The following is an 11,604-nucleotide window of genomic DNA, read 5'->3' as shown; positions in this document are numbered from 1 at the left end:
TCCCCATACCCCCGCCCCGACCCGCACCAGCACCCATCCCCCCGCTCCGGCGGCCAAGCGACCGCTTTGCCCCGGGCAGCCAGCGTCGTCGCGTACTGCGGCAGGAGAGTCGGCTCCGACGGGGACGTGCCCTCCGAGGCGGCGAAGGCCTCGTAGGACGGGACCGTGCCGTGGACGATGCCGAGGTTGGAGGTGCCGGAGGCGGACAGCTCGCGCAGGGCGGACTCTATGGTCGCCAGGTGTTCCTCGTAGGAGGGGTATTCCGCGGCGAGCCCGGGATACTCCCGCACGAGTTCCGACAGCTCCTCCGCCGGCCAGTGGAGGATGGCGACGGGGAAGGGGCGGGACAGGGCCTCCCGGTACGCGCCGAGTTCGGCTTGCAGGCGGGAGATCTCCGCCATCAGTTCCGCCGGGTTCTCCGAGCCCAGGGACCACACCCGCTTCGGGTCGTGGAGTTCGTCCAGGGAGACGGGGAGGGAGTGGAGGGTGTCCGCCTGGGTGTCCCAGTCGTCATGGGGGAGGCCCTGCATGCGGCGGATGCGGTGGCGGGTGACGAGGAGGGGGCGGAGGGAGGGGGCGGGCTCCGTGCCCGGGGGCGCCAGCAGGGTGGCCGCTTCCGTGAGGGCTTGCTGCGCCGTCTCCAGCTCGTCGTGTGACTCCAGGGCCTCCGCGACGATCACCCAGGGGGCCGGGTCCCGGGGGGCGGCGACCCGGATTCCCTCGATGATCGCGCGGGCCTCGGCCTCGTGGCCGTACTCCCACAGGTTGGCGGCCTTGAGGGCGCGGATCAGGTGGGGGTTCTCCAGGTCGGCCGGGCCGGAGAGCAGGCGGTCGTAGAGCGCTGTCGCCGTGGGGCGGTCGCCGGCCAGTTCCCGGTGGGCCGCGGCACGGAGGAGCAGGGCCTCGGCGTCCTCGGGGTACAGGCCGGCGGTTCGCTCCAGGCGGGCCGCTTCGGCGTGGTGGTCGACGTTTTCGGCGGGCGTGTCGGGGCGCATGGTGGACACCGTACTGCCCGCGGCTGACAAGGGTGAGGTATCCGGACGCCCACCGAACGCCCCGGACGCCCACCGAACGCCCCGGAGCCCGCCGGACGCCCCGGGCGCCCCCGACGCCCACCGGATGTCGGCTCGACCGGGCGCCGGCCGGACGTCGGCTCGACCGGATGTCGGCTCGACCGGCCCGCCGAGAGCCGCCGGCCTAGATCGTCACTCCGTCGACCTGCAGGGTCTGCACCGCCCCCGCCGCGAACGGCACGCTCACCGACTTTCCGGTCAGGCGGAGGTCCGAGTACGCCCGGTACTGGTCACCGCCGCCCGTCACCGTGTTCCAGCGGGGGACCAGGCCGCCCGTCCCGCCCGTCACCGTCGTGAAGCGGGAGAGGTCGAACGTGAGGGTCTGCGGCGTTGTCGCCGTGTTCACGGCCACTATCACCAGGCGGCGCGCCGTGCGGTCCAGGGCCGCCACCGCGTAGCTCACACCCGTGTCCAGGATCGTCATGCCGGGGCGGATGTGGCGGCTGAACTGGGCCATCACGTAGTACTTCGGCTGGATGGTGGTGGGCTGCAAGGTGGCCGGGTCGTACGCGATCATCGCCCAGCCCGCTGTCGGGTCCATGACCTGCCAGTAGCACCACGCCGTGGGGTGCAGCCAGCGGAAGTCGTAGCAGAGGTTCCGGGCCATGGTCAGGCCGGTGCCGTCGCTGTCGCCCGTCTCCGAGTTCCACAGCTTCTTGCCGGATGCGGTCACCACGTCGGTGTGGAGGAGGTCGCGGCGGCCGCCCGCGCCCTGGTAGCCGTGCACGTTCACCTGCGCGACCAGGGCCTTCGTCGACGATCCGAAGGAGGACCAGGTGGCGCGGGCCGTGTCGTAGTTCGTCTCGTCGGACGCCGCGATACGGATGCCCGTCAGGCCGCGCTTGTCCAGTTCGGCGCGCAGGTGGGGGAGTACGGCTGCCTGGACCGACGGGTCCATGTGGCAGCCCTCCTGCGTGCCCGTCGCCGTCCACCAGGTCGACGCCGGTTCGTTGAAGGGGTCGACGGTGGCGAAGGACACGCCCCAGTCCGACCTCGCGCGTGCGGCGACCGCCGCCAGGTGGGCGGCGTGCTGGCGGTAGTTCCACGTCTGGAGGTTGTTGCCGCCGTTCGCGGCGCCCGAGGGGTTGTGGTTGGAGCACATCCACCACATCGGGGAGTTCGCGAAGAGTTCCGAGACCGCGCCTCGCTGGGTCGCCTTCACCAGCATCGCGCGCTGGTTGGCGTCCGCCGTCCAGTCCCAGGCGGAGGACGCCGGGTCCTCGTTCCGCCAGTCCTGCCAGAAGCCCTCGATCTGCTTGAAGGCGGGGATGTTCGGCGATTCGACCATGGACTCGCCGTTCACCGTGTTCCAGCTGCACGCGCCCAGGTTGTAGCGGGCGATGTTCAGGCCCAGGCCGGGAAGGGTGCGACCGCCGTAGGGCACCGCTTTCGTGGTGAAGAAGAGGTCGGCGAAGTCGTCGCGGGCGCCGAAGACGTTGGCCCACCAGGCCAGGGAGGTGCCCCAGCCCTCCCAGGCGCCGTACGTCGTGCCGGGGTTCACGGCGATCGTCGCGTCCGCGTGTGCCGTGCCCGCCGGGACGAGGGCGCTGCCGAGGAGCGCGCCGCCCGTGGCCGTGAGCAGTGTCCTGCGTCGGATCATGGTCCTGTTCCGCCTCTCCTGGGGAATGGCGTGTGCATGTCACTAGCGGGAGCGCTTCCGCGCCGCGTCAGGAAGCATCGGGGCTCCCGGGTGTCCGTGTCGAGAGTTCGGACAGGCCTTTCTCAAACCGGTGTACGAAGTTCCTGCGGTATAACCGTTCATAACGTTCTTACGTACACGGGTCTGTGCGCATGTCTGTGTACGTGTCTGCGCGCTTGTCTGCGCGCACGTTTGTGTACATGTCTCTGCGCGTGTCCGAGTGGGAGAGGAGGAGCCGCCGATGTTCCAGGCCTGGGCCAGGCTGCGCCCCGCCGCGCTGCTGCTCGTCCTCTTCCTCGAGGTCGTCCTGCTCGACGCCGGCGGCCTCTCCGCGACCGTCGCGCTGGCCGCGACCGCCGCGGCCGGGGCCGCGCTGGCCGTCTGCTCGCTGATCGCCGCGCGCTGCGCGCCCGCCGTGCCGCGGACTCGGGTGCGGACGGCGATCCGGGACCGAGACCGCCGTACGGCCTTTCTGCCGCAACGTGATCCCGACGCCCGGGGGCGTACGCGTCCCCGAGCGCCCGGGCGTGCCCTCCCGGCGACCTTCGCGTAGGGCATCCAGCAGCGTCTTCCTCTGGTGATCCCGCGCGGGTCGTCATGCCGCCTCCCCTGTCACGGCACGACGAGACCCCGGAGGGTCACTCACCCATGTCCGTTTTCGCCAACCTGGTCGGGCATCTGGCCGATCTGCTCCACCCGCTCTTCCACGGGTCCGCGGCCGCCGCCGCGATCGTCCTGTTCACCGCGTTCGTGCGGCTGCTCGTGCACCCGCTGTCCCGGGCCGCCGCACGCGGGCAGAAGGCGCGGACCCGGCTGCAGCCGCGGATCGCCGAGCTGCGCGAGAAGTACCGCAGGGACCCCGAGCGCATGCAGCGGGCCGTGCTGGAGTTGCACCAGAAGGAGAAGGTGTCACCGCTCGCCGGGTGCCTGCCCGGGGTGCTCCAGTTGCCCGCCTTCTTCCTCCTCTACCACCTGTTCTCCAGCCGGACGATCGGCGGCGAGGCCAATGAGCTGCTCGGGCACCAGCTGCTCGGCGCGCCGCTCGGTGACCGCTGGCTGGACGCCCTGGCCGGGGGCGGTGGTCTCCTCGGCGACGCGGGGCTGGTGTACATCGTGCTGTTCGTCCTCGTAGCCGCCGTCGCCGCCTTCAACTACCGGCGTACGAAGATCATGACGGCCGCCAACCCCATGGTGCCGGTCACGGACGACGGGCAGCCGGTGCCCGGGATGGGGGCCGTCACCAAGGTCATGCCGTTCATGTCCTTCTTCACGCTGATCACCGTCGCCGTCGTGCCGCTGGCCGCCGCGCTGTACGTGGTGACCAGTACGACGTGGAGTGCCGTGGAGCGGGCCGTGCTCTACCGGTGAGTCGCGCCGGGGCCCTGGGCCACCGCGGGTCCAGTACGTGAACGGGGTATTGCGGACTGGACCCGCACCTTGGACGATCGACCAGTCCTCCGATGGCCGTGGCCCGCCGCACCCGGGTCGTCGCCTCGGCGGGCCGCCGCGATCGAGGGAGATGGTGAATGAAGCTGCTGCGAGTCGGTACGGCCGGGGCCGAGCGGCCCGCGCTGATCGACGCCGACGGGAACCTGCGGGACCTGTCGGGTGTCGTGCCGGACATCGACGGGGCGCTGCTCGCCGACGACGCGGCCATGGCCCGCGTACGGGCCGCCGCCGAGGCCGGGGAACTGCCCGTGCTCGACGCGGCCGGGGTGCGGACCGGGGCGCCGCTCGGCCGGATCGGCAAGGTCGTGTGCATCGGGCTGAACTACCACGACCACGCGCGCGAGACCGGCGCCCGGCCGCCGGCCGAGCCGGTCGTCTTCCTGAAGGCCGCGGACACCGTGGTCGGGCCGAACGACACCGTGCTGGTGCCGCGCGGGTCGGTGAAGACCGACTGGGAGGTCGAACTGGCCGTCGTCATCGGGCGTACGGCCCGCTATCTGGACTCCGCGGAGGACGCGCTCGCGCATGTCGCCGGGTACACGGTGGCGCACGACGTGTCCGAGCGGGAGTACCAGATGGACCGCGGCGGCACCTGGGACAAGGGCAAGAACTGCGAGACGTTCAACCCGCTCGGTCCGTGGCTGGTGACGGCGGACGAGGTGCCGGACCCACAGAAGCTGGGGCTGAAGCTGTGGGTGAACGGGGAGCTGAAGCAGGACGGGAGCACGGCGGAGCAGATCTTCCCGGTGGGGGAGGTCGTGCGGTATCTGTCGCACTTCATGACGCTGTACCCCGGTGATGTCATCAACACCGGTACGCCCGCCGGGGTCGCCTTCGGGCAGCCCGAGCCCAAGCCCTATCTCCGGCCCGGTGACGTGGTCGAGCTGGAGATCGACGGGCTGGGGCGGCAGCGGCAGGAGCTGAAGGGGGCGTAAGGGGGCGTAAGAGGGCGTAAGGGGGGCGTCCGAGGGGCGGGGTGGCTGCGGTTCGCCGGCGGCTGCGGGTGTGTCGTGGTTGCTCGCGCCGTTCCCCACGCCCCTCGAGGGATTTCATTCACCCGAGAAGAGACGCCAGCTTCCTCCACGCGTCCCTCGGCAGGGTGTCCCGGTCCCGTCCGCCCACCACCTGGAGCGCCACGTGGTCCGCGCCCGCCTCGACGTAGGTGTCGATCCGGGCGCGGATCTGCTTCTCGTCGCCCCAGGCGAACACCGCGTCCACCAGACGGTCGCTGCCGCCGTTCGCCAGGTCGTCCTCGGTGAAGCCGAGGCTGAGGAAGTTCTTGGTGTAGTTGGGGAGGGAGAGGTACGGGTTGGCCAGGACTTCGCGGGCCGCGGCGCGGGCCCGGTCGGGGTCCGTCTCCAGGATCACCTTCAGTTCCGGCGCCAGCAGCGCGCCGTCGCCCAGGACCTCCCGTGCCCGCGCCGTGTGCTCCGGCGTCACCAGGTAGGGGATCGCCCCCGCCGCCCGGTCGCGGGACAGCTCCAGGGTCTTCGGGCCGAGCGCCGCGAGGACCCGGCGGTCCGCCGGTACGCCCGCCTCGTCCAGCGCGTCAAGGTAGCCGACCAGCGCCGAGTACGGCCGCCGGTACTGGGCCGCCAGCTTGGCGTGGCTCACCCCGAGGCCCAGGACGAAGCGGCCCGGGTGCGCCGCGTCCAGTCCGGCGAAGGAGGCCGCGCTCTCGGCGGCCTCGTACTGCCAGATGCTCTGGATGCTGGTGCCGACGGTGAGCGCGGAGGTGGCCGCCAGCAGCGGGGCGGCGTGCCGCGCGGCGCTGTTGCCGCCCAGCCATACGGCGCCGAAGCCCAGCTCCTCCAACTCGGCCGCCGCCTCGGCCCGTTCACCGGCCTGTGCCGGGTCCTCCGAGCGCAGGCCGATGCTCCAGATGCCGTACCGGCCCATGTCGTCCTTGAGGAGCGTGCTCATACGGGTGATCCCTCCGGCGTGCCACAGCGGTTACAGCTGTGGCAACCGGAGGGATCGCCTGGGTAATTCCCGTTTCCTTCGGTCCTGGTGAGGCGTCCTCAGATCTTCAGGAACTCCTCCAGCGCCTCCACCACGAACCGGTGGTCCTGCAACTGCGGCAGGCCGGAGACCGTGACCGCCCCGATCACGCCGACGCCCTCGACGGTGATCGGGAAGGAGCCACCGTGCGCCGCGTACACGTCCGGGTCGAGGCGGGAGGAGTCCTCGAACGTGGTGCCCTTGGCCCGGAAGCGGGCGCCCACCAGGTACGAGGCCGAGCCGTAGCGCTCCACCACCCGGCGCTTGCGGGAGATCCAGGCGTCGTTGTCGGGGGTGGAGCCGGGCAGCGCGGCGTGGAACAGCTGCTGGCCGGCGCGGTGGATGTCGATCGCGACCGGGGCCTGGCGCTCCCGGGCCAGCCGGACCAGGAGGGAGCCCAGCTCCCAGGCGTCGTCGTGGGTGAACTGGCGGAAGACCAGACGGCGTTCCTGGGCCTCCAGCTCGGCGATGCTGGGGGTCAGTTCGGGGGCGATCTTCGGGGTCATGGCGGGGGCGTGCGGGGTGTGCTTCTGCGGGTGCGTCACAGGGTCACCGTCACTCCGTCTCGGGCCGAACGGCGGGCCGCTTCCAGTACGTCGAGGGCGGCGGCCGCCTCCAGCGCGGTCACCGGGTTGGGACCATCCTCCAGCAGGGCGCGGGCCACCGCCGCGTAATAGGCCGGGTAGTCGCCCGGCAGCGTGGGCTCGGGCCGGCCGCCGCCGGTCACCGGGGACTCGCCGGATCCGACCCGGCCCCACAGGTCCTCCGGCTCGGTACCCCAGCCGTCCCCGGCCCCGTTCCCGCCGGTCCGGTCCCCGGCCCCGTTCCCGCCTCCGTTCCCGGGGCGCCGGCCCTCGCGCAGGGCCGCCTCCTGCGGGTCCAGGCCGTACTTGACGTATCCCGCCCGCGAGCCCAGCACCCGGAAGCGCGGGCCGAGCTGGGCGGTGGTGGCCGAGACGTACAGGTGGGAGCGGACCCCGCTGGCGTGTGTCAGCGCGATGAACGTGTCGTCGTCGGTCTCCGCGCCCGTCCGGCGGATGTCCGCCTCGGCGTACACCTGGGTCGCGGGGCCGAAGAGGACGAGCGCCTGGTCGACGACATGGCTGCCGAGGTCGTACAGCAGACCTCCGACCTCTGCGGGGTCGCCGGACTCCCGCCAGCCGCCCTTCGGCTGCGGGCGCCACCGCTCGAAGCGGGACTCGAAGCGCCACACGTCGCCCAGTTCGCCCTCGGCGAGCAGCTTGCGCAGGGTCAGGAAGTCGTTGTCCCAGCGGCGGTTCTGGAAGACCGACAGCAGCAGTCCGCGGTCGGCGGCCAGGGCCGCCAGCTCGCGCGCCTCGGCGGCGGTGCCCGCCACCGGCTTGTCCACGACGACCGGCAGACCGGCCTTGAGGGCGGCGGTCGCGAGCGGGACGTGCGTCTTGTTCGGGGACGCGATGACGATCAGGTCGAGTTCGCCGGCGCGGTCGAACAGCTCGTCCGGCGTGGCGGCGATCCGCACGCCGGGGTGCTCTGCGCGGGCCTGTTCCTGCCGCTCCGGGTTGCCGGTGACCACCGTGTCGAGGGCGAGGCCCTCGGTGGTGGCGATCAGCGGGGCGTGGAAGACGGATCCCGCGAGGCCGTAGCCGATGAGGCCCACGCGGAGGGGGGTGCCCGGTGTCCTTGGGGTGCGTGTCGTGCCTGTCGTGCCAGTCGTCATGCGTCCACTTTCGCAACGCTGTTGCCAAAGTGCAAGCGCGAGGCAGAATGGTGGCGTGAACAGGACGAACGCGGGTGCCGTGAGCAGGACGAACGAGGGGCCCGAGGGGGCGAATGTGCTGGCCCTGCGCAGCCACAACACCGCGCTCGTCCTCGACCTGCTGCGCACCGCCGGCGAGGAGGGCATCAGCCGGCTGGAGCTGGCCGAGCGCACCGGACTCACCCCGCAGGCCGTCAGCAAGATCACCGCCCGGCTGCGGGCCGACGGGCTCGCCGCCGAGGCGGGCCGCCGCGCCTCCACCGGCGGCAAGCCGCGCACCGTCCTGCGGCTGGTACCGGGCGCGGGCCACGCCGTCGGAGCCCACCTGGACCGGGACGAACTGCGGACCGTGCTGGTGGATCTCACCGGCGCGGTGGTGGCGGAGCGGCGGGCGCCGCTGGACCTGGGGGCGGGCGCGGACGCCGTCGTCGCGGCCGTCGCCCGGGAGGTGAGGGGGGTGGTCGCGTATGCGGTGACGGGTGCGGTCACTGGTGCGGTCACGGGTGCGGTCACCGGCGCCGCCGGAGCCCAGAGCGTGCTCGGGGTCGGTGTCGCCCTGCCCGGCCCGCTCGACCACGCGCGCGGCGTACTGCACCGCGTCACCGGGTTCCCCGAGTGGGACGGCTTCCCGCTGCGGGACGCGCTCGCCCGGCGGCTCGGCATGCCGGTCGTCGTCGACAAGGACACCAACGCGGCGGCGCTCGGCCTCGCGGTGGGGGAGGACGTCGGCCGGGCCGTGGGGTCCTTCGCCTACCTCCACCTCGGTACGGGGCTCGGCGCCGGGCTGGTGCTCGGCGGCGCCGTGCACCGGGGCGCGCGGACCGGCGCCGGGGAGTTCGGGCACCAGGTCATCCAACTCGACGGCCCCGACTGCACCTGTGGCGGGCGTGGCTGCATCGAGGCCCTGTGCCTGGCCGCCGTCGCGGGCGGTGACCTCGACGAGGCCGCGCGCGTGCTCGGCGCGGGCGCCGCGAACCTCGTCGGGCTGCTGGACATCGACCTCGTGCTGCTCGGTGGCCGTACGGTCGCCACCGCGCCGGACGCGTTCGTACGCGGGGTTGCCGGCGTCCTCGCCGACCGCGCCCGGCGGGAGGGTGCCGAGACGGTGCCCGTACGGGTTGCCCCCGGCGGTGAGCGGGGGGTGGCGGAGGGTGCGGCGCAGCTGCTGCTGGCTCCGCTGTTCGGGCGGACTCCGACTCCGGGGGCTGCGGCTGGGTGAGCGCGGGCGCCGAGACCGTGGCACGGTGAGCGCCGACTCCGGGGGCCGCCGCCCCGGGCCCCCGCCCCCGGGCCCCGCTTCGGCCCTGAACGGGCCTCGACCTCGAACGCCGGACGGGCTGGTTCGTACGACGAGTCGAGACACCCCGCAGCGGGACGCCCCCCTGCACCACCCCCGTCGTCGAGGTCCGCCGATGCCGCACCCGCGGGCCCCTGCACCGGGGGACGGCCCCTGCGCCGAGGACGGCCCCCCGCGCCAGGGCCGGCACGGCACTCGCGGACGGCCCCTGCGCCACGTACCGGACCGCCCGCACCCACGGAAGCCGCCCGGCACCAAGACCGGACCGCCCACCCCCACGGACCTCCTGCACCGTGGACACCCTCTGCGCCATGACCGTCCGCCCGCCCCCAGGGCCCCGCTGCACCGCAGACGTCCCCCGCGCCGCGACCCGTCCGCCCGCCCACCCTCACGGACCGGCCCCTGCGCTGATCGAGCGCACTTCCCGCCCCGTCCGGAGCGTCGCCCCGCCCCCCTCGCCCCCGCCCGGCATGGTCATGTGTTCATGCGACTGTTTCCGAGACCGCCCCGCCGCGCAGCCGCCCCTTGCTGCCTCGCAGCAGCCGCCGTCCTGCTCGCCGTCCCGGCCCCGGCGCACGCGGACCCGACGGCCGCCCCGGCGTGTGCCGCCCCCGACGCCCGTGCGTTCCCCCTCACCACCCGCATCCACGGCGGGCCCGGCAGCTACGCGGCCGGCGGCGGTTACGGCACCTGGTATCTCGATCTGACCAACACCACCGACCGGCCCTGCACCGGCATCCACCCGGTGGTCGTCCTCGTCGACGAGAAGCGGGCGCTGACACCCTCGCAGCCCCTCCTGGAGTTCTACGACGGCACCCGCGCCCAGCCGCACCCCGTCCGCTTCGCGGCCACCGACCGGGACGAGCTGGTCGGCGCCTTCGACGACGGCTTCCCCGGCTTCACGGTCGGCCCGGGCCAGACCCTCAGCGTCAAGGTGCGCCTCGCCGTCACCTCCGACGCCGCGCCCAACCGGGTCACCGCCACCGCGGCGGTCGTCCAGCGCCGGGACGACGACGGGGACTGGGTCGGGCAGTCGAACGACTACCGCTTCGCCATCGATTCCGACCCGGACCACCCCACCGCCCCCGGGACCGACACCGGCACCGGCTCCGACTCCGGTACCGGCACCGACAGCGACAGCGACAGCGACACCGGCAGCGACAGCGGCACCCGCACCACCACCGCCCCGGTCCCGGTCCCGGTCCCCGACCCCGACGCGGGGACCGGGACGCAGCCCTCAGCCACCGCACCCCCCGGGCGGCGCGACACCGCCCCGCTCCCCGGCCGTCCCGGCGAACTCGCCGCCACCGGTCTGTCCCCGCTCGCCCGTGGCGCCCTCGCCGCCACCGCGCTGCTGCTGCTCTCCGGCGCGGCTCTGCTCGGCAGCCGCAGGCGCCCCTGAGGAGCCCGCGCCACCGGGGCGCCCGCCGAGGGTGCCCCGCCGGCGCCCCTCCTGTGTGAGCTTCCGGTTCCGTTACACCGGCTCGGCACCTGGTACTGGGTGATCGACGGGGTCAGGATCGCCGCCTCCTGACTAGTCTGGGGGCGTCGGTACGCCGTGGTTCCGGCGCCCCAGCACAGCCCGCACGTACGCAGGAGTTGCAAGCACATGGCAGACCGCAGGCCCATCGAGTCGTGGCTCACCGACATGGACGGGGTACTGATCCACGAGGGCGTACCGATCCCCGGCGCCGACGCCTTCATCAAGAAGCTCCGCGAGTCCGGCAAGCCGTTCCTCGTCCTCACCAACAACTCGATCTACACCCCGCGTGATCTGCACGCCCGGCTGAACCGCATGGGCCTGCAGGTGCCGATCGAGAACATCTGGACCTCGGCCCTCGCCACCGCCAAGTTCCTCGACGACCAGCGCCCCGGCGGCTCCGCCTACGTCCTCGGCGAGGCGGGCCTGACCACCGCGCTGCACGACATCGGCTACATCCTCACCGACCACGACCCCGACTACGTCGTCCTCGGCGAGACCCGCACCTACTCCTTCGAGGCCATGACCAAGGCGGTCCGGCTGATCAACGGCGGCGCCCGGTTCATCTGCACCAACCCGGACGAGACCGGCCCGTCCACCGAGGGCCCGCTGCCCGCCACCGGCGCGGTCGCCGCGCTGATCACCAAGGCGACCGGCCGCAAGCCGTACTTCGCGGGCAAGCCCAACCCGCTGATGATGCGCACCGGCCTCAACGCGATCGGCGCCCACTCCGAGACCAGCGCCATGATCGGCGACCGGATGGACACCGACGTCCTGGCCGGCATCGAGGCCGGCATGCAGACCTTCCTGGTCCTCACCGGCCTGACCCGGCCCGAGCGGGTCGAGGACTTCCCGTACCGCCCGTCGAAGGTCGTCGACTCGATCGCGGACCTCGTGGACTGGATCTAGGGCTCCGGCGCCGCCCCG

Annotated in this window: 11 protein-coding genes; 6 read left to right on the top strand and 5 right to left on the bottom strand. The window is 73.1% G+C overall.

Translation table 11 applies throughout. The features are described 5' to 3' along the window. Together VE614_RS31820 and VE614_RS31815 are read right to left on the bottom strand one after the other, a co-directional pair. On the bottom strand, positions 1-995 hold a 995-nt coding region (locus tag VE614_RS31820), incomplete at its 3' end, for a hypothetical protein (protein ID WP_324945197.1). 202 nt (positions 996-1,197) lie between these two features. Then, positions 1,198-2,673: a glycoside hydrolase gene (locus VE614_RS31815; RefSeq protein WP_324945194.1), complete on the bottom strand. Its 1,476-nt coding sequence runs from the start codon at positions 2,671-2,673 to the stop codon at positions 1,198-1,200. A gap of 280 nt (positions 2,674-2,953) precedes the next feature. Between VE614_RS31815 and VE614_RS31810 the strand changes: the two genes are divergently transcribed. The 3 genes from VE614_RS31810 (at position 2,954) to VE614_RS31800 (ending at position 5,096) form a co-directional block, all read left to right on the top strand. Beyond that, positions 2,954-3,265 carry a DUF6412 domain-containing protein gene (locus tag VE614_RS31810; RefSeq protein ID WP_324945191.1) on the top strand — a complete coding sequence of 104 codons (312 nt, stop codon included), beginning with the start codon at positions 2,954-2,956 and terminating at the stop codon, positions 3,263-3,265. A gap of 95 nt (positions 3,266-3,360) precedes the next feature. Continuing rightward, a complete protein-coding gene (locus VE614_RS31805) occupies positions 3,361-4,080 on the top strand; it encodes a YidC/Oxa1 family membrane protein insertase (protein ID WP_324945188.1) in 720 nt (239 codons plus the stop codon). A gap of 158 nt (positions 4,081-4,238) precedes the next feature. Continuing rightward, positions 4,239-5,096 (top strand): fumarylacetoacetate hydrolase family protein, encoded by an 858-nt coding sequence (locus VE614_RS31800; RefSeq protein ID WP_324945185.1) that lies wholly within the window; start codon positions 4,239-4,241, stop codon positions 5,094-5,096. Between the two features lie 118 nt (positions 5,097-5,214). Here the strand turns inward: VE614_RS31800 and VE614_RS31795 are convergent, their stop codons facing one another. The 3 genes from VE614_RS31795 to VE614_RS31785 all read right to left on the bottom strand — a co-directional run bounded on the left by VE614_RS31795 (position 5,215) and on the right by VE614_RS31785 (position 7,861). Beyond that, positions 5,215-6,084, bottom strand: a complete 870-nt coding sequence (locus VE614_RS31795; protein ID WP_324945181.1) for an LLM class F420-dependent oxidoreductase — start codon at positions 6,082-6,084, stop codon at positions 5,215-5,217. Positions 6,085-6,182: 98 nt separating this feature from the next. Continuing rightward, positions 6,183-6,668 (bottom strand): heme-degrading domain-containing protein, encoded by a 486-nt coding sequence (locus tag VE614_RS31790; RefSeq protein WP_324945200.1) that lies wholly within the window; start codon positions 6,666-6,668, stop codon positions 6,183-6,185. Between the two features lie 35 nt (positions 6,669-6,703). Further along, positions 6,704-7,861: a Gfo/Idh/MocA family protein gene (locus VE614_RS31785; RefSeq protein WP_324945178.1), complete on the bottom strand. Its 1,158-nt coding sequence runs from the start codon at positions 7,859-7,861 to the stop codon at positions 6,704-6,706. On the opposite strand from VE614_RS31785, the gene VE614_RS31780 reads away from it, so the two are divergent. The 3 genes from VE614_RS31780 (at position 7,860) to VE614_RS31770 (ending at position 11,586) form a co-directional block, all read left to right on the top strand. Beyond that, entirely contained in the window at positions 7,860-9,119 is a 1,260-nt protein-coding gene (locus VE614_RS31780; RefSeq protein WP_414719681.1) for an ROK family transcriptional regulator, read from the top strand. The two genes, VE614_RS31785 and VE614_RS31780, sit on opposite strands and share 2 nt — an antisense overlap. Before the next feature lie 562 nt (positions 9,120-9,681). Then, the gene (locus VE614_RS31775) at positions 9,682-10,599 is read left to right on the top strand and encodes a hypothetical protein (protein ID WP_324945172.1); all 918 of its coding nucleotides are present in this window, start codon (positions 9,682-9,684) and stop codon (positions 10,597-10,599) included. A gap of 207 nt (positions 10,600-10,806) precedes the next feature. Further along, complete coding sequence (locus VE614_RS31770; RefSeq protein WP_324945169.1) at positions 10,807-11,586, top strand: HAD-IIA family hydrolase; 780 nt, start codon at positions 10,807-10,809, stop codon at positions 11,584-11,586. Positions 11,587-11,604: the final 18 nt, after the last annotated feature.

Source organism: Streptomyces sp. (genome assembly GCF_035645055.1).
In the GTDB taxonomy this organism is placed as follows: domain Bacteria; phylum Actinomycetota; class Actinomycetes; order Streptomycetales; family Streptomycetaceae; genus Streptomyces.
This window is presented reverse-complemented; position numbering and strand designations above follow the sequence as displayed.

Excerpts from the sequence above, each read along its gene's own strand:
- VE614_RS31810 (WP_324945191.1), top strand. The coding sequence starts at position 2,954 with ATGTTCCAGGCCTGGGCCAGGCTGCGCCCCGCCGCGCTGCTGCTCGTC.
- VE614_RS31770 (WP_324945169.1), top strand. The coding sequence starts at position 10,807 with ATGGCAGACCGCAGGCCCATCGAGTCGTGGCTCACCGACATGGACGGG.
- VE614_RS31805 (WP_324945188.1), top strand. The coding sequence starts at position 3,361 with ATGTCCGTTTTCGCCAACCTGGTCGGGCATCTGGCCGATCTGCTCCAC.
- VE614_RS31790 (WP_324945200.1), bottom strand. The coding sequence starts at position 6,668 with ATGACCCCGAAGATCGCCCCCGAACTGACCCCCAGCATCGCCGAGCTG.
- VE614_RS31780 (WP_414719681.1), top strand. The coding sequence starts at position 7,860 with ATGCGTCCACTTTCGCAACGCTGTTGCCAAAGTGCAAGCGCGAGGCAG.
- VE614_RS31795 (WP_324945181.1), bottom strand. The coding sequence starts at position 6,084 with ATGAGCACGCTCCTCAAGGACGACATGGGCCGGTACGGCATCTGGAGC.
- VE614_RS31800 (WP_324945185.1), top strand. The coding sequence starts at position 4,239 with ATGAAGCTGCTGCGAGTCGGTACGGCCGGGGCCGAGCGGCCCGCGCTG.
- VE614_RS31785 (WP_324945178.1), bottom strand. The coding sequence starts at position 7,861 with ATGACGACTGGCACGACAGGCACGACACGCACCCCAAGGACACCGGGC.
- VE614_RS31815 (WP_324945194.1), bottom strand. The coding sequence starts at position 2,673 with ATGATCCGACGCAGGACACTGCTCACGGCCACGGGCGGCGCGCTCCTC.
- VE614_RS31775 (WP_324945172.1), top strand. The coding sequence starts at position 9,682 with ATGCGACTGTTTCCGAGACCGCCCCGCCGCGCAGCCGCCCCTTGCTGC.